This window comes from Desulfosporosinus sp. Sb-LF (genome assembly GCF_004766055.1).
Taxonomy (GTDB): Bacteria; Bacillota; Desulfitobacteriia; order Desulfitobacteriales; family Desulfitobacteriaceae; genus Desulfosporosinus.
Genome location: NZ_SPQR01000013.1, coordinates 42,984 through 69,426, shown reverse-complemented (window position 1 = coordinate 69,426; position 26,443 = coordinate 42,984). Strand labels below are relative to the sequence as shown.

Genomic DNA, 26,443 nt, shown 5'->3' with positions numbered 1-26,443 from the left:
TTACTAGGAGTATTCAAAAAGTCCCATGCTACAAATTGTTAGCATGGGACTTAATTATTTTGTATGCCATCTGACCAGCTAGCAGCAACTTCCGCCGTTGTCACCCGAACAATCGCAGCTCGGTTCAGTTCCAGTCAGCCAGCCCATAATGATCGCGAAAGCACAACCAACACCTGGCTTTACTTCTAATGCATTAAACGGACAGTTTTTAACACACGCACCACATTCCATGCATCGATCTATATCGACGATATCTGATTTGCCATTATTTAAAGAAAATACCTTATGCGGACAAACCTCAAGACACTTTCCACAGCCCTTACACCTATCCGACTTCAGTTTCAACGTCGTAACATTCTTTAAATATTGATGCCTCATGGAAAATCAACTCCTTACTAGGTTAAATAAAGCTGTTAATCAGGATCAACACGATCCCTAAGCTAATAGAAATGACTATCGCTGGAACTGCTATTCTCATCTCTTTCAAAACTCCTGAAAAGGAAGTGTACGTCGAAGATCCGGTAAAGTTCATGGCATAAAACGCTGATACAGACGGCAAAATCAGCAGATATCCCAAAGCTCTCAATAAACCATATTGTGGTACAGCCGTCCATCCATTCCAACCATTAAGTACATTCACTGCGACGGCCCAAATAAATCCTACGACCCAACCCTTCCAGGAGAAAGCCCTGCCAGGGACCCAGGGCAACAAGATTGGGGTTAAAACACATCCTGCGATGACGGCGCCCAGATAGGCGTAGAGATCAACCCCACCAAACGGTCCCACGCCAAGGAGATTTAAGATAAAGAGTATGCCAAAAATCATTAAAGAAACTTTAAAAGTACCGACCAATTCTATAGGCGTCAAAACCAGTCTATCGTAGACTTCGAACTTGACCGTCCGCATGTCAGTGGTAGCTTTCATTCCCGAATTGAGAAATTCCTTTATATCCTTTGCCTTCACCGGGCCATAAAGGACCTTAAAACCCGAATACTTTGAAACCTCGTGAGCACTCACCCCCGGTGCCCCCAACTGTGGCAAAATAACCGTTTTGTGAGAAACTACCTTCCCTAGTTGAACAAGTGTAATACGGTTCAATAGCTCATTCGTTCCAAATGTACCCTTTCCCGCAGCACACCACACATTAATCCCCTTAGTATCGAGGATTAAAATCCAGACATCCAATCCCGTTAATTCTTTTCTTAACATATCGAAGCTGAGTTTGTAATTAGCTGAAACCAAGACAGGCGAATTACTGTCAGGTTTTCCCACGCTATAAAGGCCAGGCTCAACCCTATAATTCATTCGACCAATTCCCCAACGGGCCTTCCATGAACCTATAATATCACTCGCCATCAAGTGAGTGGATGTTTGCGTAATTTTAGTTTCTCTCAACGTTATCTCCATGTTTCTAACCCCCTACTAAATAACGATAACTCTATAGTATTATGGGATAACTATATACGGATCTCAACAAACCTCATAATTCCTAACTCTTTGATGAGATCAAAAACACTCAGGCCTGCCTACATAACCATTTCCGGGTCCAGCTATTGAGACGATTAACTATGAGGTTCGCTCTATCAACATTAGAAGCCATCCTATTGATCCTTAGCTACAGTCTTCATATTCAAGTGCATAATCACATCATACAACGTGTTGAGCTCTATGATTTCCAGATTCTTAAACCTCGCTACATCTCTGACTGTATTTTTTGCGACATAGACACGTCTGAATCCCATCCGATCTATTTCTCTTATACGTGCCTCAATCGAAGGTACCTTTTTGAGTTCCCCAGTAAGTCCCACATCCGCTACAAACACTGTGTCATTGGGAATTGCTTTATCCTTCACCGAGGAAACAATACACATAATGATGGCCAAACTTACCGCTTGTTCTTTAAGTTGAAGCCCACCTGTGGTTTTAATCACAACATTTTTATCGTAGAGATTAATCTTCCCTCTTTGTTCCAAAATCGAAATCAGAGTATTTAATTGATCTCTTCTCAAGCACTCTGCAATTCTTGACGGATAGGGTGTAAAAGACTTCGAGACCAGACTTTCAATTTCCACGATAATCGGGCGTGTCCCCTCTTTGATGACGGCTAAAGCACTACCTGAAACTTTTTGTCCCTCTCCTCTTTGAGTCATAAAAAACTCAGATGGATTGTCAATCGATAACATCCCTTGTTCGGTCATGGAGAAAAAGCCTATTTCGCCCGTGCTCCCGAATCTGTTCTTGGAGCACCAGGCTCCCCGCAATTCTTCCCCATTTTCACCGTTCAAGATTAACACAGCATCGACAAGATGCTCTAAGGCCCGTAGTCCGGCTATTTCATCATCTTTCGTCATTTGCCCGACCATGATTACGGCTCTGGGACGGCTGTTATTCTTTGCTACTTTTAAGAGTTCGTTAGCACACTCCATCGTCTGAATGGGTGAGCCTGGGCGGGAATTGTGCTCTTGGAGAGTAAAGGTTTGGATACTATCGATGATAATCAAATCTGGGTCTATTTCCTCAATCGAATCAAGAACGTTATTCATGCTTGTATCCGAATATAACCAGATGTTGCTCCTACTTCCATTTAGGATTCTGTCTGACCTATTTTTAATTTGACTGTCACTTTCTTCGGCAGAAGCATATAGAACCTTGTATCCTTTAGAAGCAACATCATCGGCCACTTGCAGGAGCAACGTTGATTTTCCTGCGCCTGGCCTTGCAGTCAAGATGATGATGGAATCTCGAACGATTCCCCCACCCAGAACTCGGTTAAATTCATGAATACTCGTCACAATCCGATCACTGTTTCCCGCTAAAACCTCAGATAATCTCTTGGCGGATGTCTTTCTTTGACTCTTTGAAGATGTCGTTTTAGGTTGACTTATTACTTCTTCATAGGTATTCCAAGAATCACAGCTTTGACACTTACCCATCCATTTAGGGCTTTCTGATCCGCAATTAGAACATCTGTAAATCATCTTGGTCTTCATACATACAACGCTCCATCTCAAATTGTAGTAGGGGCAATTAATGAATTGCCCCTACTACACCGTTTACTTCTTAGAAAACTTCATTTTCCCATCTACTGCTTCAACGCCGATCTTATCACCGGCTTTAAATTCTCCCTCGATAATTTTCTCAGAAAGAGCATCTTCGATCAAACGTTGGATGGCACGCCGGATTGGACGAGCTCCGAAAACCGGATCATTTCCCTCTTTAGCAATCAATTTAATGGCACTTTTCTCAGTCTGTAAATCCAAGCCATGATCACTCAACCGTTTGTTTACCTGGCTCATCAAGATTTCCGTGATCTTCTCCAAATGTTCCTCTTGGAGGGAATGGAAAACTACTAACTCGTCAATACGATTTAGGAACTCTGGTCGGAAAGAGCGCTTAAGCTCTTCCATAACATGTCCACGCATATTTTTATAATCAGTTTTCTCATCTTTTTTCGGAGCGAACCCCATTGCTTCCTTCTTCAAGAAGGACGATCCCACGTTGGAAGTCATGATGATCACCGTATTTCGAAAATCGACGGTCCTTCCCTTAGTGTCTGTTAGCCGCCCATCTTCAAGTACTTGCAGTAAAATATTAAACACTTCAGGATGTGCCTTTTCTATCTCATCTAGCAAAACCACACTGTAGGGTTTACGTCTTACCGATTCAGTAAGTTGACCCCCTTCGTCATGTCCGATATATCCCGGAGGCGCTCCTACTAACCGAGAGACCGCATGTTTTTCCATATACTCCGACATATCGATGCGAATCAATGCCTTTTCATCCCCGAACATTGCTTCTGCTAAGGCACGACCTAGTTCAGTTTTCCCGACCCCTGTTGGTCCAAGAAAGATAAAGGAGCCTATTGGGCGCTTGGGATCTTTTAATCCTGCCCGAGCGCGGCGGACCGCCCTAGCCACTGCTGTAACGGCATCCTCCTGTCCGATTAACCGTTGATGCAAGAGTTCCTCCAAATGCAGGAGGCGTTCGCTTTCCTCCTGGGCTAACTTCTTAACAGGGATTCCCGTCCAGCTCGCCACAATCTGAGCTATATCATCTTCAGTAACCATCGCATTGTCTTTGTAACGCTGATTCTGCCATTGCTCTCGTTGTTCAGCAAGCTCTACACGGAGTTTTTGTTCTTGATCACGGATTTGCGCCGCCTTCTCAAATTCCTGGCTGGAAACCGCCGCTTCTTTTTCTTTCTTTAGGCGTCCAGTTTCTTCTTCAAGTAATTTTAAATCAGGCGGTGTGGTATAACTAGCGAGACGAACTCGTGATGCGGCTTCATCCATTAAATCAATAGCTTTGTCTGGTAAGAATCGATCGGCGACATACCGATCGGATAGTCGAGCCGCTGCCTCAATCGCTTCATCTGAAATCTTCACCCGATGATGAGCCTCATAACGATCTCGTAACCCGAAAAGAATCTGAATGGCCTCTTCGACAGTCGGTTCACCCACAGTGATTGGTTGGAAACGGCGCTCTAAAGCCGTATCCTTCTCAATGTATTTCCGGTATTCTTCTAAGGTTGTGGCCCCGATGCACTGAAGCTCACCTCGGGCCAAGGCAGGTTTTAGAATATTCGCCGCATCAATCGCACCTTCTGCAGCCCCTGCTCCAATAAGGGTGTGTAATTCATCAATGAATAGAATAATATTTCCATCCGCGCGAATCTCCTCCATAACCTTCTTCAAGCGCTCTTCAAACTCACCGCGGTATTTACTTCCAGCGACCATCGCCGAAAGGTCTAACGTAATCACTCGTTTGTTAATCAAGGTTTCAGGTACCCGATTGCTAACAATTCCCTGCGCTAATCCTTCAGCTATGGCTGTTTTACCGACACCAGGTTCCCCAATCAGGGCTGGATTGTTTTTCGAACGTCGACTTAAGACCTGGATAACTCTTTCAATTTCTTTTTCTCTTCCAATCACTGGGTCAAGGCGACCTTCGCGAGCTTGCAGTGTAAGATCCCTTCCAAACTCATTGAGCGCGGGTGTATTCGCAGGACCAGCATTTTTCGACGTCGGTATGGCATTGGACGCAGGGATCGCTGATTCATCCAATTCTCCACCCAAAAGTTTAACCACTTGTTTCCATACTCTTTCCGGACTCACATTGAGGTTTGCTAAAATGCGGGCTGCAATTCCCTCCCCTTCCATGATTAAACCTAAGAGAAGGTGTTCTGTCCCGATATAATTGACATCTTGGCGATGTGCTTCTTCATTCGCCAACTCTAGAACCTTTTTGACACGCGGTGTAAACGCCACTTCTCCGTTGTTAGGCTGACCAACTCCAGTGATTTGTTCAACCTGACTGCGAATCTTATCCAGATCTAAGCCCATGCCTGTTAATGCCTGAGCAGCAATTCCCTCGCCTTCTTGAATCAGTCCCAGCAAAATGTGTTCCGTCCCAACCACGGGATGTCCCATCCGCTTGGCTTCGTTATGGGCTATCGCTAAGACTTTCTCTGCACGTTCAGTGTAACGACCCTTCATTATTTCTTCATCCTTTCATAGTTGAGCTTGTATCTTTACTAATCTAGTATCGAAATCTATCATCGAGTAGGTTCAAGCCCGAAATTCGTATTTCAAGCCCCAAAACCCCAAAGGTCAACTTAATGGAAACAAAGTCATCCTATTCTGCCAAATATTGAGGTCACAAAACAGAAATTGTGCTTTGTACATTACGCCTTCAACTTTAGATCATGCGACCCGTTCTCTTATCAGTCGCGCTCGTTCTTCGTCGCGCTGACCGGGATCAAGTTCCCGATCGAGGATATATTGTAAACACCCAGGACGGGATTCAACAATCAATGAGGCAAAGCTATCTTTAATCCTGGGCAATAACCCCATGTCCGACCCCAAGCGATCGTGGGATAATAAATGCATAGCATCTTCTGACGAGAGTAGTCGAGCATTTTGCAAAGTCCCTCTTGCCCGCCAGACTTTATCTTCTAATAATATCGGCATTTGTTTTTGGAGAAGGTCTCTGGCCCGTAGTTCATGTTCTACAATTTGTCCTGTTACCGCTTCCAAGTGAGTTAGAATATCTTCTTCACTTTTCCCAAGGGTAATTTGGTTGGAGACTTGGAACATATGTCCAAAGGCTTGAGAACCCTCTCCATATAGACCCCGCACGGCTAGACCTAAGTGTGTCAAAGCTCCCAGAACCTGTTGCACCTGCTTTGTTATGACCAACCCAGGCAAATGAACCATGACCGAAGCTCTAAGCCCTGTGCCCACATTCGTTGGGCAAGACGTGAGATACCCTTGCCCTTCCCGATAAGCAAAATCAAGGTTTGCCTCCAGCGCATCGTCGAGCTCTGTAGCTAAGCGATGGGTCTCTAGAAGCTGATTTCCAGGCAAAAGCACTTGAACTCTTAAATGATCTTCTTCGTTAACCATCACCGCATATCGGTGATCATGAGCTAACGCCACACCTCGCGCTCCGGACAATCCGCCCAAACTCGGACTGATTAAATGTTTTTCAATCAGCACTTGACGTTCCACGCTGTTTAGCTCCGTTAAGGATAGGTAGGATAAGGGCCCATTGTCCACCTTTATCTCAGTTAAAACCTTTGAAACAGTCTGTTCAATCTGACCAGCGCCTTCTAGATTTAAAACGTGCGGGAAAGGAAAATCCTCAAGGTTGCGCGCTAGACGAACCCTGCTACTGATGACAACCGGAGAATCGGTCTCAGTCATCCACGCGCTGTGTTGTAAAAGAAGCTCCTTACGCATCCTGGCTTCCCCCTTCCTGAGCTTGCTCAATTTGCCGAATCTGATCTCTTACCACAGCAGCCTCCTCAAACGCTTCTTGCTGGATCAAAACCTGAAGTTTCTCTTTTAGTTTTCTATGTTCCATGCGACGTTTAATGACAACTCCACGTCTTGCTGGAACTTTGCCTACATTTTGTCCACCACCATGTACTCGGCGAAGTAACGGTTCAAGATAGGCTTCAAAGGTTTCATAGCATGTACTGCATCCCAGCTTTCCGGCTTGAGTAATTTGGGCAAACGTCATTCCACACTTCGGGCAAGATTTCGGGCAAGCCATTTCATTAGGCTGTTCTACGGACGTTAGATTAAACCCAAATAAGGCTTGTAAAAATTCCGGAACAATCGCGGGGTTAAATATAAAACTTACTTCGTGCGTTTGTTGTGCACAAACTTCGCAAAGATACACATCATGGGGCAATCCATTCTCTATTTTAGATAACTGCACCTTTGCCTCCCGCTGTTTGCAATGTTGACAAAGCATACTCAATTCCCCCTTTATAACAAATCGTCACGACTTAGCGTTGTCAAAATGGTTTTCATTAGACGTGCACGTAGAACATCCCAATCTCTAAACTCTCCTATTAATGCGTCACCCGTAAGTACGTTCTTAATCAGCGCCGCTTCCCGTGCCGTCACCAATTCTTCGTTCACTAAACGCTCTACAAGACCTTTCGAACGTTCACGTGTAAGCTGCTCCCCAATCAATTGCCGCATCACTTGTTGGTACTCTCCTTCGAGACCCATTCCTAAGCGGATAATCCGAAGGTACCCTCCGCCCCCCCGTCGACTCTCGACCAAGTAACCCCGTTCAATCGTGAAACGAGTGTCGAGAACATAGTTGATTTGAGACGGAACACAGCAGAACTCTCCAGCAAGTTCACTGCGTTGTAACATAATATACCCTTCCGACGCTTGTTCCAAAATCCGTTTCAAATATTCTTCAATGCGATCCGCGAGGTTTCCCATTGTTTCTGTACTCCTTGTTCTTTTAGTTTTTTATAAACTATTCTTCCATAATTCATCATTGACCTTTCCTGACCTTCTATCTATATGATACCCACTTTTTGAGATTTTGCAAAGGATTTTTGAGGAAAATTTCATTTAAAAAAGGTAAGCCTTATAGACTTACCCTTTAAGAATATACTGGCTATAAAAAAGCCCCTGTTAAAAGCTATTTCGAAAATAAAACAAAATAAAACCAAGTGGATAATGTTAAGAGACCGACACTTCCTAAAAGCCAAACAACAGGTTGTCCTTCTAGGCGGGTTACAAGTTCCTCAAGTTGTTGCGGCCGGCTGATTCCTATTCCTACCTGCTCGGTTAATTTTCGAGCGGGTTTCTTTTCAATAATATCTTCACTCAATTTTCGGATCCCTGTTTTAGATGCCGTAAGACGGGGCTCCACATCAATCCACTGTAAGGAGCCTCTCAACATAAGGTGAAGCTCATCAGAACTCAGCATAATAGTTTTTTCTTTCATGGTTGCCTCCACGTGTCTATCTATACTTGGTTCAAGTTCGTTTTATTAGTTTATTCGCGATAGACAGAAAAAAACCCTGCAACTAGTGCAGGGACGTTTGTCCTGAAATGTCAACAAAATCGTTCTAAATCTGCCATATATCTCTCTCCGACTAATAGTTTCTTCGCCATCGCGACCTAATGACACTTAATATTTATCTAACAAGTACGCTCTACTTAATGATAAGCACTGGGCAACTCGCTCGTTGTAACACCCGTTGGCTCACACTTCCTAAAACCGAACCAGAAATTGGTCCGTAACCATGGCTCCCCATCACAACCAAATCGATGGATTCCGTTTTAATTCGTTCTAAAATAACGCTTACCGGATGTCCGGACTCAATTCTTTTATTAATAACAACCTGTGCACGATCCATTCCCATCAGGGTTGCCTCTAGAGCTAGTTCTCCGTTTTCATCAAGCTGTTCTTGCGTCACGGTAATTCCATAAGAGATCGTATACCCCCAATAGGCCTGCGGCGTATAGCTAACATGGAGAAGTTCCACCTCGGCTTGAAAGGACTCGGCTAGCTGGATTGCCGTCCTCAAGGCACGACGCGAATGTTCTGAGGCGTCTGTAGGAACGAGAATCTTCTTGAACAATGCTATCACTTCCCTTTTAGTTTTATACTTGACCGTCCGTGAGTCACCAAGCTTCAGGTTGACTATAGATCTATTGACCATAATAATATACTATTCAGACGATATTCTCAACGTTATATCTATTAATTCCTAAAATTTAACTACCATTAATTCCCGGGGAATTTGGGATAAATATCTTGCGCCCTTTTCCGTCTCGATGACAACAGTATCTTCTATCCCAACTACGCCAACACCTGGGAATACCAATTTCGGTTCGATGGCGACCACCATTCCGGCTTTTAACACCTCTTTTGCTCCCTTGCTAATGGTCGGGAGTTCATCAAGGTCCAGCCCCACCCCATGTCCGACAAAACGCACCCTGCTTTTCCCATAACCCATGAAATTTTGCTCATAAGGCGTATTTTCACGAACCCATGCTAGAATTTCCTCATAAACTTCGCCTGCCTCCCTCCCTGGGATTAAGGCACAGCGGACTTTCTCTTCGATCTCTAGGGCCACTTCATAGGCCTTTTCTAGTTCTTCTGACACTGGCCCGAGACTTAAGATTCGGGTTTGGTCAATCTGATAACCATGAACGACTGTCACCATGTCTATGACAATCGGTTCACCTGCTTGAATCTGAGCCATTGATCCGCCACAGGGATGAGCGATCGAGATGCCTTGTCCTACGACTGGCCCATCAAAACAGCTGGCCTCTGTGGCCCTTGCTCCTGAAGTGATGGCACCAAGATGAAATTCGGAGTTAAAACCACGCATCCGAACATGGGCACCATGTCCAAGCGCCCGTGCCTTGCCTTCTAATAATCCCTCTAACTCAACCTCCGTCATCCCCACGTGAAGGACTTCCTTGGCAAACTCTAGAACTAGGGGGTAGATTTGAGCACTCTCTTCAAGTCGCGCAATTTCCCAAGCCGACTTCACCGCTCTCTGCAAACGAATCTCAGTAGATATATCGACCAATAAGGCGTCCGGAAATAGTTTACGATAACGTTCAAAGTTGTTGACTGGGAGAACATCTAGTTCCAGTCCCAATCGTTTCGGCAGAGAGAGCCCTGCTCCCTGAATATATTGAGGTATCTTAGACATGCCCGTCAGGGGAATAACCCCCCAAGCACTTTCTTGCTGAGCTCTGTTGAAATCACGATAGGCCATGACAAGGGGCTTTCCTTCCTTTGGAATATAAGCATGCACATTTTGAGCGGTTCCTGTATAATACAAGGTGTCTGCCCGTTGAACCAATAAAGCCCCCTCAAGTCCTTTCTTCTGCAAACTAACTTGAAACTCGGAAACTCGGTCTTGCAATTCCATTAGGGGTAGTTTCATGGTCACTCCTCCTTCAATTTTAGGTAGTTTTCAGAATTTTTATATTATTATTATGTTCATATTTCATGCACATTGCAAGTCTTTTCTCCCACTCGTAAAAAACAGAGCCGAGTAGGAAGTCTTCCTACTCGGCTCTGTTTTTTACGACTTTTGGATCTCTTCGAAATATCCCTGAGGATGCGCACAGGCTGGACAGACGTCTGGAGCTTCCGGTCCTTCATGGATGTATCCACAGTTGGTGCATTTCCAGGCGGTAGGCTTGTCCTTCTTGAAGATCGTCCCGTTGGCAATCCCATCCGCATAATGTTCAAAACGTTCCATATGGTGCTTTTCAACTTCGGCTATTGTTTTAAAGGCCTTAGCAATGTCAGGGAAACCTTCCTTTTCGGCAATTGTCCCAAACTTTGAATAAATTTCAGCCCACTCTTCTCGTTCTCCAGCTGCCGCTGCCCTTAGATTAGTCACGGTATCTTTGTATACCAGAGGGTAATCTGCATCGACATGAATGATTTGGGTTGCATCTTGCGTATGAGCCACTAAAAGTTTATAGAAAACTTGTGCATGCTCCCTTTCGTTGGCGGCTGTCTCCTCAAAAATGGCCTGAATGTGTTGATACCCTTCTTTCTTAGCAACACCCCCAAAAAACGAATACCGATTGCGTGCTTGAGACTCCCCAGCGAAAGCATTGCTCAGGTTTTTAAATGTTTCTGTTTCATGGAAATTCATAACTCACTCTCCTTTTTTGGTAGTTTTACCCTAAGTTTAATATCTTATTCTTTCGAGGGTATTTTTAAGAATCCTGCTTATTACGTTTTAATAACTGTATTTTATCCTTAGAGGTTTTACAAATTGGAGGTTTCTTTATATGTATGTCGAAGTAATATATAGTCTTTCAGACAATATAAGTTTGTTTTCAAGACCTAAAAGGTGGTTTTCCGTTTGAACTTAAAACGTTTAGATATTCCTCGTGCTGTCATCGTCCTAATCATTGGTGGTTTCATCCAGTCAACGGGAAATTCTTTAATGTGGCCTTTGAATAGTCTCTTTATGCATAAAGTCTTGGGACGTACTTTAACAGATGCAGGTACCCTTCTAGCATTTCAATCTGCTGCTTCTCTTTTGGGTCAATTTGCTAGTGGTTTTTTAGCAGACCGTTTTGGACCGAGGAAAATCATGATGATTGGCTTAGTGGGTGCCATTCTTACTGTTGGGTTTATCGGTATTTTTCCTATCTGGGAAGTGTATGCACCTGCCTTGATCCTGTTCGGCTTAGCTCAAGCCTTTATCTTCGTTCCTCTTTATGCTCTCCTACAGATCGTTTGGCCGGAAGGAGGACGGCGGGGTTTTAATCTGCTTTATGTTTCCAATAACGCCGGGGTCGCTGTAGGTACTGCCATCGGAGGAATGATCGCTCAAGTTTCTTTTCGTCTGGTCTTCTCACTGAATGCAGCAGCGTTCTTAATCTATTTGATTTTAGTCTCTATAGGGATTTCCGAAAAAAGTAATAAGCCCCATCCTCCGATTCAGGCAAAGCAGAAAGCCGAGCGGCTGATGAAAGACAAGGGCTTTACAGTACTTCTGGTCTTAGGGGGAGGGATATTCTTTGCCTGGGGTGCTTATATTCAGCTCGTTACAATCTTACCTGTTGTTATGAACCAACTTGGATTTTCTCTTTTTTCTTACAGCGTGCTATGGACCCTCAACGGCGTATTCATCGTCACCTTACAACCTCTTATCACTTGGGTGATCCATACTTGGGCGAAGTCTTTTACGCGGCAATTTTACCTCGCATCCATTCTCTTAAGCATTGGCTACGTCATTTTACTAGGAAAACTTCCGTATGTTTCTTATATCTTTGCTATGCTCATCCTCACCTTGGGTGAGATGCTGATTCTACCGGCGGTTCCCGCAGCGGCTGCTCAACTTGCTCCTCCAGGAAAAGCAGGGGCTTATCAAGGGATTATTGGCGGTGCAACATCGGGTGGTCGGGTGATTGGCCCCTTACTAGGGGGTATGATGTATGACAATGGCGGAGGAACTAGCGTATGGGCGCTTGCCCTCGTTTTCATGGGAGCGTCTTTGCTTATGTTCATTATTTATGGCAAAGTCATCCAACGCTTTCATTTGCTTCAACAGACTCACTAATCATGAATAGTCTGCTGTGAAAGGTACCCTTCTGTTGAATAACATCACGCTATTACGGCATAGCAGAGGTGAAACTAGAGGTTTCTGTAGCGGAATCATAAATGAATCAAACTCATTGAAAGGAACAACCATGCATGTCTTACAAAACTGGTCCCTATCGTTTTTGCCCGTTTTGTGGTAAACCCCTTCAAGAATCGATCCTTGATGACCACCTTCGAAGCACATGTCCTAACTGTTCCTATATCCACTGGGGAGATTTTTCCCTCGGCGTTGGGGGGGTGATTTGGCACAAGGATAAAGTCCTTCTCGTACAACGTGGATATAATCCTGGTAAAGGAATGTGGACAATTCCAGGAGGATATGTGGATCATGGAGAATCTATTGGAAATGCAGTCACGCGCGAAATTCAAGAGGAAACTGGAATTAAAGCCAAACCACTCTCGATTATTGCCTTGCGAGATCAACCTGCTGATAAACATGATGCCTATATCATTTTCCTTATGCAATTCCTAGGAGGGAACCTTCAATCACAACCAGAGGAAGTCAGTGATCTGGGCTTTTTTTCCTTGGAAGAATGTCATGCCCTTCCTATCCCCTCACTTACCTTAAGTGCTCTCCAAGCCTCTCACTCCGTTTCTCAAGGGCTCGTTATAAATCCTGACGTTAAACTAATCGGCACGTTATCCGAACTCTATCAAATTCTCTAGTCAGTCTGAAATTTCCACTCGGGCTTCTGGATCGAAAGGATTTGTTCTGGATGAAAAAGAAAACAGATATGGATAATCTTCTTTGAGATGAACCATATACGTCAACCATTCCACCATTAATAAGCTATAGGCACGTTCGATATCTCCCGAGAAGTGGTGATAGTCAGCCTCACTAAGATGGTTCAAATCTGCTCGACTTGCCAACTCCTCCGTTAAATGGAAAACAGCCCACAGAAGTTCTGTGAACGATTCATGCTCAAGCAAATTAGGGTTTTCTAGCATCCTCAGGAGAAACTCTCGTTTCCCTAAGAGAGTCATTTTCAGCTCTTCCAGCCCATCTGCTCGACTGTTAATTTTAATTCCATTTTGCCCAAGCCATCGTCTCATCATTTCGGGCTTGTTGATCCAATCTTTTGATAAGATTATTTTTGCCGTCTCCTCACGCTTCATATCAAATCTAGAGAGGCAATGAAGCATCGTGACGCCACTCTCACTAAAAAAGGTCCCGATAATCATATTCAGTTTTTTCAATCTCTCGCCCTTTTCACGTCGGCTCAAAAGGCGATCAAACACGATGGTTGACAAAAGGATATAAATAGGGAGATAGGCAATCTGAGATAAAATATCGTTAAAAATGACCGACAAATTATCAAAAATAAGATCCTGAATTAAATAAATTGTAAACGAGGTAACACCAAGCCCCAAGGCTAAATAAATCTCCCACTTGTTCTGTTTCATCTGACGTTCTCATATCCTTACTGCTTCTTTTTGATTTTCCAGCTCTTGAGTTATCCCCCTGCTGAAAGGAAGCGTAGTCGAAAGGCATTCACCATTTGCGGCCAGTCCTCCTCATTCACTCGAAAGGTCACTAGCGTTGCTGGAACATGGATTGACCCAAGAGTACATGTCCACTCGTCACTCAATTCTACTTCCCAGTGAGGGCCCCGATAAGTTCCCTTTTCGAGACACTTTCCTCCAATTGAGAGAAAGTACTCTTCCAAATCTCTATGGGGCATCCCTCGCATTTCAAGCGAATGCTCTTCTATTGTCATGCTCACTAGTCCCTCTTTTTTACTAATGTATTACCGTACTTTCTCTCAAACATGATGGGCACTATCGATGCCCATTTCTACGTCCGTCTATTAAATGCCGAATCGAAGCAATCGGATGGACAAAAAGCATCTTAGGGCCTGAATATCGCATAACCTCAATAATTCTCATACGCATTTCCGGCTTATAACAATGTACTATACATTTACCACAGGTCGGTTTACGATCACCAAACTTACAATGGGCAAGGCGGGTCATAGCATAATCAGATAATCCTTGGCATTCCGAACACAATCCATCGGCAGTGTGGTGATGATTTTTGCAATATAACCTGAGCATCATTTGCACCGTCGTCTTTTCACGCTCTAACCTATTCGACATTTTGCATAACTCCATTCCACCCCAGTCGTAATATACTTTAGCCCCAATTACATTGTTATTTATTAATCAGGGCATTCTATTTACATACGACACAACACTTTTTAAAGGGGGTAAATTGCCAATGGCTAAGAAAACTAAGAAAACGAACAATAGATCGCGCAAGCCTGATAACACAGAGAAGATTCCCTTTCCTTTTGACTCTGATAAAATTGGAAAAGATGGATCAAAAGACCGGGTGTAAACCCGGTTCTTTTTTTTAAATTGACGGTAGCTATTAGCTAAATAAGTTAAGAAATTCCTTAGGAATATCCGTCTCATAACGTACTTCTTCACCCGTTATAGGATGTTTAAAGGCAAGGACACGAGCATGAAGTCCTAATCGACCAATAGGGTGCTTGATCGCTCCATATTTCTTATCCCCAATTACACTGTGTCCAATGTCTTGCATATGTACGCGAATTTGATTCTTTCGACCAGTCTCAAGTTTCACTTCTAAGAGAGAGTAGTTTTTGTTTTTCTTGAGAACCTTATAGTGTGTCACAGCTTTTTGACCGTCATTCGGAGTGCGACTAGAATACATAATATAGGCTTTACTTTCGGTTAGCCAAGAGGTGATCGTTCCTTGCTCCTTGGTTACTGCCCCTTCCACAACCACGACGTAACTTCTCTCCAAGACCGCGTCCTTCCAGGCATTTTGCAACAACTGTTGTATTTTCTCGCTCTTGGCAAACATCATGACCCCAGATGTTTCCCGATCGAGACGATGCAAAACAAAGATCTTATTCTTAGGATCTCTCTTTTTTACATGATCACTTAAAATACTATAGGCCGTTTGTTCCTTTTCTGTAGCGGTAGCAATCGAGAGCAAACCGGCCCGTTTTTCAACAATGATGATATGGGGATCTTCAAACACAATCGTTAGCCCTTCAGGTTGTTTCTCCATCAACACTTTAGTCCAAGTAACGACCAGCTGTTGACCGATTTCCAACGGATGATTATATTTTGTCACAACTTCGCCATCCACCGAGATCTGATGATGGGCCAACAGAGACTTAAGTTCATTACGACTTTTACTGGGAATCTCAGCAAGCATAAACTTCATCAGCTCGGCTGGTTCCGTCACTTCGAGGCATGTTTGTTTAACCTTTCCAATCTTGGTTCTTAGCTCACTACTTGGTGTATGCATTCTATTTACCCCTAACATCTATTAAACATTATCTTCAAAAAGCTTCTTAATCAGATTAAGGCTTTAGCTTTATTTTGCCTCTCCATGGGACACAAGGTCTTCAGCCAGCTTGGATATCTCGCCCAGCGATTTTGTCAGATTCACGACATCCATTGCTTGATTCTCACTTACAATCGCCAACTGCATGATGTACTCAATTAAGTGACTCACCGTATCATTAACCTCAATTATATCCTCAGAAATGGCCAACGCGGACTGTTTTGCGCCCTCAGATAGTTTTCGGACTTCCTCCGCAACCACTGCAAATCCCCTGCCCTTATCTCCCGCTCTTGCTGCTTCAATCGATGCATTCAATCCCAAAATACTGGTTTGAGCAGAGATTCTCCGGATATCTTGGGATATTCCATTGATCTTTTCTAATCCTTCCTTCGCAACGGAAGTGTTTCCCTCCATATTCCTTGCCGTAGCCGCCAATTCCTCACTTGTAGCAGAAAGTTCTTCAGACGCATTATGACTACTCTTTACAAGTTCTGATAATTCTATGCCAACCTTTTTCAAGGCATCATATCGCTTATCGGAAATAGCCACGGATATTACCCCTTCAAGCTCGCCGTCGTTCCACAGAGGATTCGTGATTGCAACATATGAGATGCCAAACTGAGATTTTTCCAGCGGTACTCGCGCCACAAGTCTCCTCTTCTCTCTCATGCACCTCACACTTATCGTATTTTCATACTTTAATGCAGGTTCACCATCCTGCAAACCTAAATTAAGAGTTTCATGATTAAGAGCGAAAATCACCTCTTCAGGACTAAAGACATATACAGAAATAGCCTCATCATAGAAGTTTTCCATAAAGGGAGCAATCTCTACTGCTTGTGCTAGGTTCATGGTAATCCCCCTCCATTCTTTTACTAGACCCAAAGCATCCGTGAGCACCCTTCATAATTAAACTCACTTTTAGAAAAACCCCAAATTTAACTCACATAAATTAATCCCAATTTTACCAGTTACCAAGATGCTGGTCAATAAACTTCTCTGCCCTAAAGTTATTTGAGGCGCCATCTTCTTTACCCTGCTTCTTATTTAAAGGTCTCGAAAACTGTCAGAGGGTATGCAGAAAAGGGGTACTTACTAGCCAGTAAGCACCCCTCTTCCTAATTTAAACCAAATGTATTGGCTTACTTTCCTTCGTAAAATTTACGTAGGTTTTCTGCAACTTCCGCAGGATCCACTGTAAGAGTAGCAACCCCCGTATCCATAGCAGCTTTTGCAACTGCAGCTGCTACCGCAGGACCTACACGCAAGTCAAAGGCTGCAGGGATAACATAGTCTGCATTCAGCTCAGCATCACTTACAATGTTAGCAATAGCATAAGCAGCAGCCACTTTCATCTCTTCATTGATCGCGGTCGCGCCGGCATCAATTGTTCCACGGAAAATCCCCGGGAATGCCAAAACGTTGTTGACCTGATTCGGATAGTCAGACCGCCCAGTGCCAACGACTTCAGCCCCGGCTTCTTTAGCTTCTGCTGGCCAGATTTCTGGAACAGGATTGGCTTGCGCGAAGACGATTGGGTTCTCAGCCATAGATTTAACCATTTCTTGCGAAACAAGATTAGCACCAGAAACGCCAACAAAAACGTCAGCGCCTTTTAAAGCATCCGCTAAATTACCTTTAAGTAATTCACGGTTGGTTTTGAGGGCAATCTCATCTTTGTACTTATTCATACCTTCAGGACGTCCTTCATAGATCGTACCTTTGGTATCCAACATAATAACGTTTTGAAGTCCCATACTCATCAAGAGTTTAACAATTGCCATACCAGCGGCGCCTGCACCGTTGACAACAATTTTTACGTCTTTCAGGTCCTTTTTAACCACTTTCAAAGCATTAACCAAACCCGCCATCGTAACAACAGCTGTGCCGTGTTGATCATCATGGAAGACAGGTCCGTCATAAATCTCTTTGAGTTTTTCCTCAATATAGAAGCACTCAGGAGCCTTGATATCTTCTAGATTGATTCCGCCAAAGGTAGGCTCCATTAATTTAACCACTTCAACCACTTTGTCACTATCTTTGGTTTCTAGACAAATTGGGAAAGCATCAACATTGCCAAACGTTTTAAAGAGAATCCCTTTCCCTTCCATAACAGGCATGGCAGCACGAGCGCCGATGTTTCCGAGACCTAACACTGCGGAACCTGTGGATACAACAGCCACTAAGTTTGCACGGTTAGTATAGACGTTTACCAAAGCAGGGTCTTTGGCAATATCCAGACAAGGCTCTGCTACACCTGGAGAGTAAGCTAAGCTCAAATCATCACCGTTACGAACTGGCACTTTACTGACTACAGCAATCTTGCCTTTATTATCTTTATGGAGTTTCAGCGCATCTTCACGTAGACCCATGAGTACACCATTCCTTTCTCTACTACCTTGCCATTTATTAGCCATGCCTTTGTGAGGGCTATCCCTTCACACGCCTATCAAATCTTAAATTTTTAAGATGATAAAAAACAAGACCTGGTCACTTAAATAAGTGGCCAGGTCACACTTAAATTAAGCTTTTGCCATTTTAGCATCAATTTCAGCTTGAGCAGCAATGATATCTTGAGCATTAAGGTAAACTGGTGTGTCAACCATTTTGCCGTTGTAAGAAACAGATGCTTTACCTTTAGCAATACCCTCTTCTTCAAAGACTTTAACAACGCCAGTAGCCCATTCAACATCAGCAGGATCTGGAGCGTACATACGGTTGGAAGGCTCGATTTGTCCTGGATGGATAATCATGCGGCCTTCATAACCCATTTGACGTCCTTCAGCAACGTTGTTTTCGAAGGCTTCAATGTTTTTGAAGTCAACGAAAGGTGCATCAATCGCTACAATTCTTGCTGCACGGCAAGCAACCGCTACATGTGCACGACCATATTGTTGTTCAACGGCGGCATTGGTTAATTTAACGCGCATATCCCGGCAATAGTCTACTGCACCAAAGATAGCGTTAACGTTACGTGGGCTGGCCAAGCAGCACTCTGCAGCGTTAATAATTCCTTTAGCAGTTTCTAGAAGCATGGAGATCTTAACGGTCCCTACTTTTAATCCACGACGGCGTTCGAGTTCTTCCAGTTTCCAATCGAGGCGTTGTACGTCCGCGGCACAACCGGTTTTAGCCAAGGTTACTCCGCTAAGACCTTCATAGACAATTGCTTCGAGGTCATCGTTGGTCAATTCTGTTTCCCAGTTGTTGATACGAACATAGACTTCAGCTCCACCAGTGCCAGCATAGATCAGGTTTTCGCGCACGATTTGACGAGCAGCTTCTTTCTCTGCTGGTGGGACGGAATCTTCGAGGTCAAGAGTCACGATGTCGGCAGGGAACTCAGGAGCCTTTGCCACCATTTTAGGATTGTTACCAGGAATATACATAACTGATCTCATAATTGTCATTTTTCTACCCCCTAATTATTTTTTACATTTAATCCTAGACAAGTAGCCTAGGGAAAGATTAACCATGTTACTTAAGCTTTGATCTTCTCTTTTAAGATGATCGGAATATCCGTTGGAGTTTCAGCAACAAATCCGCCAGCTTTTGTGATGGCTTCCATCTTGCTCTTTGCGGATCCACGTCCACGTTCAACAATGTTTGAAGCATGGGAGAAGCGCTGGCCTTCTGGAGCCCAAGCACCTGCTACATAGACCACGAAAGGCTTCGTGAATTGACCTGCAGCGATAACTTCAGCACATTCCTCTTCTTGAGTTCCGCCAATTTCAGCATAGACCGCAACTCCCGCGGTTTCCGGATCTGCTTCAAACATGGGCAACAGATCTGCCATGGAACTACCGAGTACAGGTTCAGTGCCCGTATGAATGACCGTACTTACACCAAATCCGCCTTCTCTGAGAAGCCAGGGAATGGTTCCAGATTGACCACCACTCCGTGAAAATACGCCAATGTTGCCTTTTTGGAAGAATTTATTAGCCCATTCTTTATTCCCACCGAGCCAGCCAACAACCGCTTCTCCTGGTGTAATAATTCCGATGGACCCAGGTCCTAGGATCCTCGATCCTTTAGATTTAGCATAAGCAATCATATCCATAATGTCATGAATTGGAGTACCTTCAACGCAAGGAATAATATTTTTGACGCCTGCGTCGGCTGCTTCGTAAACAGCTGTTTTCAAGGCTCGACCAGGTACAAAGATAACACTGAAGTCGATATCCCCTTGCTCACGGACGATTTCTCTTACGGTGTTGTAAACCGGAATCTCATGAACCAATTCTCCAGCTTTTCCTGGACTAGTTCCACCGATTACTTTGGTACCGTATTCTTTCATGTACTTTGTCCGTACGGATCCTTCCCGACCGGTGATCCCTTGGACGATTACCTTGGTATTTTTATTGATCAAAATGCCCATCATTATCCCTCATTTAACATTTTGCTAGGTTTGTAACCTACGAACTAAAAGCTTATTTTGAAGCTCGCTTCTCAAGGTACTCATCCAAACCTGCTACAGGAATTTCAATGGTAATTGCGTTGTTACCAAAGGACCTACAAGCGAACTCACATGCTAGACACTCAGTTCCGAGACGCAACGTTTCTTCCGTGGTTCGATGTGCAATAGAAGCTCTACCATGATCGTCAATGCCAAGCAATCCCCTGGCATATTTCTTGCACGCGTCGGCACATGCCTTAGTTTCGCATGTATCACACTTGCTGGTATCGATTTTGACTAGAAGAGTTTTTTCCGCGAATTCCAGCATTGGCTGTTCCCTACTTTCCTTGTGCATCTTTCTCAGCGCGATAGTCTTTGCTCAGCGCCAAGAGTCTTTGTCCAATAAATTTTGTATCTGTTACATGTTCTTTGCCATAAATCTCGATTCTCTTGCCAGGTCCATCGGATGTCATAAGGTCTTCTAGACCCTTCTTGAGAATTTCTAGAGATTCGTCTTCCCTGTTACCACAGAGGAGCAGGACACAGGGCAATCCGGGCTTTTGAGTGGGAAGTACTTCTCTGAGTACCTTGACGATCGCATGAGCATGATGCCACTGTTCCTGATTGGCCATCATGAATCCGCCAAGCAGATAACCATCAATATTGGGCTGGGAAAGAACGCTCTTGGCTACACGGTAAATCTTTGATCCTACTGGGTTACCACTGGTGTCAGCATAGTTTGCCGGTTTGAGGCCTACTTGATTCAAAGCATCCAGACCCATCATTGCTGAGCCACCACCAATAGGATGGTAACCAATATGGCCTGGGCTCACTTCATCATAGCCCATATTCATAAGGAAGCCTGTGCCACGAGCATCAGTTTCTTCAATGCTCCAACCAATAAGATCTAGCTCTGTGGGCTCGCCAGGCAAGTCACGAGCAATAGCAATTCCGAATTCCGGATGTCGTCCTACTGAACTGTTATCAATTTCCATCTTACAATCCGCACAAATCAGCTCGCCACTTCCGGTCATGATAAACGGGTTGATCTCAAGTGTTTGACAGTCATATTTTTTATAAGCCTTTGAGAGTTTGGAGAGAAAACTTGCAAACTTACTGAGCTCATGAGCCGGGATACCAGCTCGTGCACACACATCTAATGCGTCATAAGACTGTAACCCATTGATAGGATCGATATTTACTTTGAAAAGCAATTCCTCAGGAACACTTTCGATATCCATTCCACCCTCGGTGCTGAACATCAACATGGGGGAACGAGCTTCTCTAGCTCCGTTGACAACGAACGAACAATAATACTCTTTTTTAATATCGAGCTTTTCCTCGACGAGTACCTTGCGTACAGGTAATCCTTTAACGGATTTAGCGAAAATTTCGGTAGCAGCAGCTGCTGCTTCGTCCGGCGTGTTCACTAATTTAACAATACCTGCTTTACCACGTCCTCCAGCTTGAACCTGTCCCTTAACTGCTACACCCTTGCCGATCTCCTCAGCAATCTGTTTGGCTTCTTCTGAGGTTGAAGCGACGCGGCCTTGTGGTACCGGCAGACCCGCTTTTCTCAGCCATTCTTTTCCTTGGTATTCTAGAAATTTTGCCATGCGTTATCACTTCCATAATGAAATTTTCTGTACCTATTCAAGTAGCCCTCTGTGATGATTCTGGAACCTGCCTCAAGATAGTCTAAACGACGTCGAAACAAGCAAATCTGAATAGTTACTAAATAACAAGTTAAAAGCGAATTCTCCCTCCCCTCTACTCAGATATTTGCACTGATATTTTCTGACCTATCAAATACTGCATGCTTCCTTTGTATCAGGACAAGTTTCCTTCGTTTCAATATGTAAAACTAGGTTTCATTATCCTCTACATCATTATCCATCTTATTCTCTAATTAGTCAACAGTATAATTAGCAAGTTTTTCGTCATTTGGTGTCTTTTTTTGACTTGCCAATTCCTCATCATAGAGAAGTCTTATTGATGGCTTAATGGGATTAATTTACCCAAAACAGTTCTTCTATACTCACTTTTAGGTAGTTCAAAAAAACTGCTCCAGTGTCTGAACACCAGAGCAGTGTCTTAAAGCCACAACAAGGGTAAAAAGTCTATTTAGCCTATAGGTCGATGACCTTACCTGGGTTAAAGCGATTGCTCGGATCAAAGCTTCTCTTAATCTTTCTAAAAGCTTCCATAGCAGCGGGTGTAAACTCCTTATCAAGATACTTCTTCTTGACGAGCCCGATTCCGTGCTCACCACTTATTGTACCCTCGAGATCAAGGGCCATCATACAGAGCGCCTGTTCAGCCGCATGGACAGTTTCAGTTTCCTCTTTATTCCGTTGATCGAAAAGAATTAGCGGATGAAGATTTCCGTCACCGGCATGGGCCACAACTCCGATCGTCACACCAAAATCTTTAGCTACTTTAAGGACTCCCCCAATCGCTTTTGGGAAATTACTCCTCGGAACCGTAATATCATTAACACCATACGATGGTCTAACGCGAGCAACAGATCCAAAAGCACTGCGCCTTGAAGTCCAAATTTGATCCACTTCAACTGCCGATTGAGCAACTTTAAATTCCTTGGCAATTGTTTTGGCGATTTCACCAATCGTCTTGACTTGCCCGTCCATATCTTCTGGATATCCATCAACCTCGATAATAAGGACAGCTCCAGCGTCACGGGGAATCCCGGCATGGGTAAAATCCTCAGTCGTATTGATAAGCAAGTTATCCATCAATTCCAGGGTCGTCGGAATAATACCGGCAGCAACTATATCGGCAACCGTTTGAGAAGCATCTTCAACTTTGTCGTAAATAGCAAGCATTGTTTTCTTGGCTCTGGGTATCGGTATGATGCGAACGAAAACTTTGGTGACCAATCCTAGGGTTCCTTCCGCGCCAACAATAATTCGAGTCAAATCATAACCTGGCTCACTTTGGAAATTACGCCCACCCGTTTGAATGACTTTGCCATTCGGGAGAACGACTTCTAGACCCAAGATATAATCGCGGGTAACGCCATATTTGAAACATTTCGGTCCACCGGAGCATTCACCGACATTCCCTCCTATTGTTGAGGCTTTAAAGGAGGATGGATCGGGAGGAAAATAGAATTTTTTCTTTTCGAGTTCAACTTGAAGGTCAAAATTGATCACTCCAGGCTCAACGACTGCCACAAAGTTTTCAGTGTCTATTTCATGAATTTTAGTCATTTTGGTAAAGCTAATCACCACAGAATCTTGAGAAGGAATGGTTCCACCACTCTCATTCGTACCAGCACCCCGGGGAACAAGTTTAATATTGTGCTCGTTCATCAATTTGACGATTTCAACGACTTGTTCCGTTGTTTGCGGAGAAACGACTCCTAATGCTTCACCAGCTAATAACGTTCCGTCATAACCATAGGTCAACAGACCAACTTTGTCTGTAACCACGTTTTTCGCCCCAACAATTTCCTTCAACCGCTTAACAACCGTTTGGCTTAACATATTAAGACCTCCTTCTTCTTAAGCCTCTAGACTTACCCCAGGGTTGAGAATCCCTTTGGGGTCAAATTGTTGACGCAGTTCACGGAGCAAACTTGTGGTTTGCTTCCACATTTCCGCATCATTGTAAACTTCAGCTTTGAGCTTATGACCCAAGAGGCCCTTCACGCTCCCACCTAGGGACATCGCCAGTTTATTCACTTTCCTGGCTAAATCAAGTTTATCGGTTCCCTCGGGTAGAGCCAAACACACATATCCAAGAAGTCCTTCGACAATTACGCCAGGATAAGCCCCTAGATCTCCTGTAAGCGCTTCGAGCTGAGCCAAGGCTTGAGGCATTTTCATCGGGCCAGTCGTAAACTCCACGGTTTGCTCTGGTTTTGCATTGAGGTCGGCGCGAACTTTAAGCCAACCATTGATCACTTGATCATACTCAACCCCGTCCTCGATGATCTTTACATCAGAGCCTCCACCCAAGGTAAGAACTGCTGCAACTTCATTAGCGATGTTTTTGCCCGACTCTTTAAATCCCTGCAAATCAATAATCACAAATTGCCCTTCCGTACCGGGTTTTGCGCTTTTTGCCAGGGATGCATTGATGAGATTCATCCGGGTCGGATGCACATTTCGCTTAATCAGGGTATTAAAGGTCGCATTCGCCTTATGCATGGATGCGAACGTTCCAACCACTGCCTTTTTAGCTTCCGGTGCAGGTAAGAGCTTCACCAGAAGTTTGGTGAAAACCCCAAATGTTCCTTGGCTTCCAACAGCGAAGTGGATGAAATCTAAACCGGAAACGTTCTTAATACATTTATTCCCAATATCCAGGATTTCCCCTGTCGGGAGAACCATTTCAAACCCCAAAAGGAAACCCCGGGTAGGACCATATTCAAAGGATTTAGAATCGGAATCTCCGATTGCAAAGCAGCCACCAACGGAACTGTTTTCGATTTCATAGGGCTCCGGAGGGAAGTTTAATCCGGCTTCCGCAACTTTAAGAAGAAATTCTTTATGAAGGAGTCCTGGTTCGACGACCGCCACAAGGTTTAGATGATCCATTTCTAAAATTCGGTTCATCCGGGACATAACCATCGCGATCCCACCCGTAATCCCCTGGGTATCGACGACTGACCCACCTACCGCTAACTTCACATTCTGCTCATTTGCCTGTTTAACGATTTTCGAAACTTCTGAGGTATTCCCAGGTAAGATGACGACTGCAGGCTTACTTTGACCTTTTAAATATTGAGCCATTTCGGAAGGGGAATCGATGACATTGGCATCACCGACAATCCCCTTTAACTTACTGATATTGACGTTACTCATGACTACCCGCCCTTCCACTCATTTACTAGAACTTGCGGTCAGCATGTTCCGCAAAGGGAAATTTTTAATTATCTTCCAGACCGTGATGAGTTGTGATGGTCAGACCACAGATCATATACAAAGTTACTAACTTACGTTCAATTAGTCTTCGTAAGCGTTGGCCATTAAATCGGCTACATGCATAACCTTTTGTTTTTGACCGGCCTTGTTTATACCTCCTTGAAGTCTCAACATGCAAGCCGGGCAACTTGTAGCCACCAAATCCGCATTGGTATCCTTTATGTTTTGTGTCTTCTGAACTGTGATATCTGTTGATACCTCATGATAGAAGGCTTGTATTAAACCGGCTGCCCCGCAACAACGGTTGGCTTCAAACATTTCCTTATATTCAACCCGAGGAATCATTTGCAACAATTGCCTAGGCTGCTTTGTTACCTTAAGGCCCCGAACCATGTGGCAAGGATCATGATAAGTGACTATCAGAGGACTTGGATTATGAAGTTTGCTCTGATCAACACCAATCTTTGCCATATATTCCGAAAACTCTACCACCTTTTCAGAAAATAATTTTACTTTTGACAGATACGACGGCTCATCGGCAAAGAGCGTTAGATAATCATGTCTAAGCATCGCAGCACAAGACGCGCATGCAGTAAGAACAACTTCGGCATCTCTATACTTATCTAAAAAGGTATCAATAGTTTTGCGGGCGTTTCTTTTCGCTGTTTCGAAGTCTCCATAGGCATATTGCGGAAGACCGCAGCACACTTGTTCTTTTGGAATAATAACTTCACAGTCATTTTTGGTTAACACTTTAACAACAGAATGAGCGGTTTGGTCTAAGGAGTAATTGAGAAAACAGCCTACATAAAATCCGACTTTATGCTTCGGATGTTGCACGGTAATCTTCTCTGGGACCTGCTCCAAAAATGGTCTTTGGGCAGTAGGGAAGTTTCGAATATCAATACCTCGAAAAAAGTCCAGTCCATCAATTTTATTGAGGACACTTTTGCCCACTCCTTTGAAAAGACTGAATCCCATGCCCAACCTCTTCGGACTTGCTAAAGTATTTAAAGCAAAAGACTTAGCAAATGGCTTGATTCCTTTTCTTAGTTTTAGATCTCGTCGTGCAGCCATGACAAGTTCATTGCCATGTACACCGTTTGGGCAAGTTACTGCACATTCTCCACACAACAGACAGCTCATGATAGCATCTTCATACTCTTGATTAGGCTCTAATTTCCCATCGGCGACAGCTTTGATGAGTTGGATTCTTCCGCGTGTAGACATTTCCTCTGACCCAGTCAATTTATAGGTCTTACAAGCTGTATGGCAACCACCACACTTGTTACATGTGTTTAACATTTCATATACTTCCGATAAAACACTCACTGCTATTTCCTCCTTCACTGCCAGATTGTCAGACCACCTGATAGACAGTTTAAATGCGTAACTATAATTTCATACTTCTATTATAGCTCGCATTT

At 43.9% G+C, this 26,443-nt stretch carries 26 protein-coding genes; 2 read left to right on the top strand and 24 right to left on the bottom strand.

Annotation, left to right across the window (positions count from 1 at the left end):
• Positions 1 to 78 precede the first annotated feature (78 nt).
• The 11 genes from hgcB to rbr all read right to left on the bottom strand — a co-directional run bounded on the left by hgcB (position 79) and on the right by rbr (position 10,949).
• On the bottom strand, positions 79 to 378 hold the full coding sequence (hgcB, locus tag E4K68_RS16845; RefSeq protein ID WP_135380082.1) for a mercury methylation ferredoxin HgcB: 300 nt from the start codon (positions 376 to 378) through the stop codon (positions 79 to 81).
• A 22-nt stretch (positions 379 to 400) separates the two neighbouring features.
• Positions 401 to 1,408 carry a mercury methylation corrinoid protein HgcA gene (gene hgcA, locus E4K68_RS16840; RefSeq protein WP_135380081.1) on the bottom strand — a complete coding sequence of 336 codons (1,008 nt, stop codon included), beginning with the start codon at positions 1,406 to 1,408 and terminating at the stop codon, positions 401 to 403.
• A gap of 194 nt (positions 1,409 to 1,602) precedes the next feature.
• Positions 1,603 to 2,991: a DNA repair protein RadA gene (gene radA / locus E4K68_RS16835; RefSeq protein ID WP_135380080.1), complete on the bottom strand. Its 1,389-nt coding sequence runs from the start codon at positions 2,989 to 2,991 to the stop codon at positions 1,603 to 1,605.
• Positions 2,992 to 3,054: 63 nt separating this feature from the next.
• Positions 3,055 to 5,496: an ATP-dependent Clp protease ATP-binding subunit gene (locus tag E4K68_RS16830; RefSeq protein ID WP_135380079.1), complete on the bottom strand. Its 2,442-nt coding sequence runs from the start codon at positions 5,494 to 5,496 to the stop codon at positions 3,055 to 3,057.
• A 207-nt stretch (positions 5,497 to 5,703) separates the two neighbouring features.
• Complete coding sequence (locus E4K68_RS16825; protein ID WP_135380078.1) at positions 5,704 to 6,741, bottom strand: protein arginine kinase; 1,038 nt, start codon at positions 6,739 to 6,741, stop codon at positions 5,704 to 5,706.
• Complete coding sequence (locus E4K68_RS16820) at positions 6,734 to 7,261, bottom strand: UvrB/UvrC motif-containing protein (protein WP_135380077.1); 528 nt, start codon at positions 7,259 to 7,261, stop codon at positions 6,734 to 6,736. Before E4K68_RS16820 ends, E4K68_RS16825 begins: the two co-directional genes overlap by 8 nt.
• Before the next feature lie 14 nt (positions 7,262 to 7,275).
• Positions 7,276 to 7,746, bottom strand: coding sequence for a CtsR family transcriptional regulator (locus E4K68_RS16815; protein WP_135380076.1), 471 nt, complete (start codon positions 7,744 to 7,746; stop codon positions 7,276 to 7,278).
• A gap of 205 nt (positions 7,747 to 7,951) precedes the next feature.
• Positions 7,952 to 8,260, bottom strand: coding sequence for a hypothetical protein (locus E4K68_RS16810; protein ID WP_199241810.1), 309 nt, complete (start codon positions 8,258 to 8,260; stop codon positions 7,952 to 7,954).
• A 211-nt stretch (positions 8,261 to 8,471) separates the two neighbouring features.
• On the bottom strand, positions 8,472 to 8,900 hold the full coding sequence (locus E4K68_RS16805) for a universal stress protein (RefSeq protein WP_135380074.1): 429 nt from the start codon (positions 8,898 to 8,900) through the stop codon (positions 8,472 to 8,474).
• A 129-nt stretch (positions 8,901 to 9,029) separates the two neighbouring features.
• Positions 9,030 to 10,223, bottom strand: a complete 1,194-nt coding sequence (locus E4K68_RS16800; protein WP_135380073.1) for a Xaa-Pro peptidase family protein — start codon at positions 10,221 to 10,223, stop codon at positions 9,030 to 9,032.
• Positions 10,224 to 10,364: 141 nt separating this feature from the next.
• The gene (rbr, locus tag E4K68_RS16795; RefSeq protein ID WP_135380072.1) at positions 10,365 to 10,949 is read right to left on the bottom strand and encodes a rubrerythrin; all 585 of its coding nucleotides are present in this window, start codon (positions 10,947 to 10,949) and stop codon (positions 10,365 to 10,367) included.
• Positions 10,950 to 11,162: 213 nt separating this feature from the next.
• Between rbr and E4K68_RS16790 the strand changes: the two genes are divergently transcribed.
• The gene (locus E4K68_RS16790) at positions 11,163 to 12,368 is read left to right on the top strand and encodes an MFS transporter (protein ID WP_135380071.1); all 1,206 of its coding nucleotides are present in this window, start codon (positions 11,163 to 11,165) and stop codon (positions 12,366 to 12,368) included.
• Positions 12,369 to 12,502: 134 nt separating this feature from the next.
• A complete protein-coding gene (locus tag E4K68_RS16785; RefSeq protein ID WP_135380070.1) occupies positions 12,503 to 13,075 on the top strand; it encodes an NUDIX hydrolase in 573 nt (190 codons plus the stop codon).
• Here E4K68_RS16785 and E4K68_RS16780 read toward each other — a convergent pair whose 3' ends face one another.
• From E4K68_RS16780 to E4K68_RS16720, 13 genes are all read right to left on the bottom strand, one after another.
• Positions 13,076 to 13,813 (bottom strand): hypothetical protein, encoded by a 738-nt coding sequence (locus E4K68_RS16780; protein WP_135380069.1) that lies wholly within the window; start codon positions 13,811 to 13,813, stop codon positions 13,076 to 13,078.
• Between the two features lie 50 nt (positions 13,814 to 13,863).
• Positions 13,864 to 14,127 carry a hypothetical protein gene (locus E4K68_RS16775; RefSeq protein ID WP_135380112.1) on the bottom strand — a complete coding sequence of 88 codons (264 nt, stop codon included), beginning with the start codon at positions 14,125 to 14,127 and terminating at the stop codon, positions 13,864 to 13,866.
• 61 nt (positions 14,128 to 14,188) lie between these two features.
• On the bottom strand, positions 14,189 to 14,506 hold the full coding sequence (locus tag E4K68_RS16770; protein ID WP_135380068.1) for a nitrous oxide-stimulated promoter family protein: 318 nt from the start codon (positions 14,504 to 14,506) through the stop codon (positions 14,189 to 14,191).
• Positions 14,507 to 14,780: 274 nt separating this feature from the next.
• Positions 14,781 to 15,692 carry an RluA family pseudouridine synthase gene (locus tag E4K68_RS16765; RefSeq protein WP_135380067.1) on the bottom strand — a complete coding sequence of 304 codons (912 nt, stop codon included), beginning with the start codon at positions 15,690 to 15,692 and terminating at the stop codon, positions 14,781 to 14,783.
• 69 nt (positions 15,693 to 15,761) lie between these two features.
• Complete coding sequence (locus E4K68_RS21505) at positions 15,762 to 16,583, bottom strand: methyl-accepting chemotaxis protein (RefSeq protein WP_135380066.1); 822 nt, start codon at positions 16,581 to 16,583, stop codon at positions 15,762 to 15,764.
• Between the two features lie 290 nt (positions 16,584 to 16,873).
• The gene (locus tag E4K68_RS16755) at positions 16,874 to 18,103 is read right to left on the bottom strand and encodes a malic enzyme-like NAD(P)-binding protein (protein ID WP_135380111.1); all 1,230 of its coding nucleotides are present in this window, start codon (positions 18,101 to 18,103) and stop codon (positions 16,874 to 16,876) included.
• 150 nt (positions 18,104 to 18,253) lie between these two features.
• Positions 18,254 to 19,141 carry a CoA ester lyase gene (locus E4K68_RS16750; protein WP_135380065.1) on the bottom strand — a complete coding sequence of 296 codons (888 nt, stop codon included), beginning with the start codon at positions 19,139 to 19,141 and terminating at the stop codon, positions 18,254 to 18,256.
• 71 nt (positions 19,142 to 19,212) lie between these two features.
• Positions 19,213 to 20,109, bottom strand: a complete 897-nt coding sequence (locus tag E4K68_RS16745) for a CoA-binding protein (RefSeq protein WP_135380110.1) — start codon at positions 20,107 to 20,109, stop codon at positions 19,213 to 19,215.
• Positions 20,110 to 20,161: 52 nt separating this feature from the next.
• Positions 20,162 to 20,455: a hypothetical protein gene (locus E4K68_RS16740; protein WP_135380064.1), complete on the bottom strand. Its 294-nt coding sequence runs from the start codon at positions 20,453 to 20,455 to the stop codon at positions 20,162 to 20,164.
• Positions 20,456 to 20,465: 10 nt separating this feature from the next.
• Positions 20,466 to 21,743 carry an ATP-grasp domain-containing protein gene (locus E4K68_RS16735; protein ID WP_135380063.1) on the bottom strand — a complete coding sequence of 426 codons (1,278 nt, stop codon included), beginning with the start codon at positions 21,741 to 21,743 and terminating at the stop codon, positions 20,466 to 20,468.
• Between the two features lie 513 nt (positions 21,744 to 22,256).
• Complete coding sequence (locus tag E4K68_RS16730; protein ID WP_135380062.1) at positions 22,257 to 23,633, bottom strand: FAD-linked oxidase C-terminal domain-containing protein; 1,377 nt, start codon at positions 23,631 to 23,633, stop codon at positions 22,257 to 22,259.
• An 18-nt stretch (positions 23,634 to 23,651) separates the two neighbouring features.
• A complete protein-coding gene (locus E4K68_RS16725) occupies positions 23,652 to 24,956 on the bottom strand; it encodes an FAD-binding oxidoreductase (protein WP_135380061.1) in 1,305 nt (434 codons plus the stop codon).
• A 141-nt stretch (positions 24,957 to 25,097) separates the two neighbouring features.
• Entirely contained in the window at positions 25,098 to 26,348 is a 1,251-nt protein-coding gene (locus E4K68_RS16720) for a (Fe-S)-binding protein (protein WP_135380060.1), read from the bottom strand.
• Positions 26,349 to 26,443: the final 95 nt, after the last annotated feature.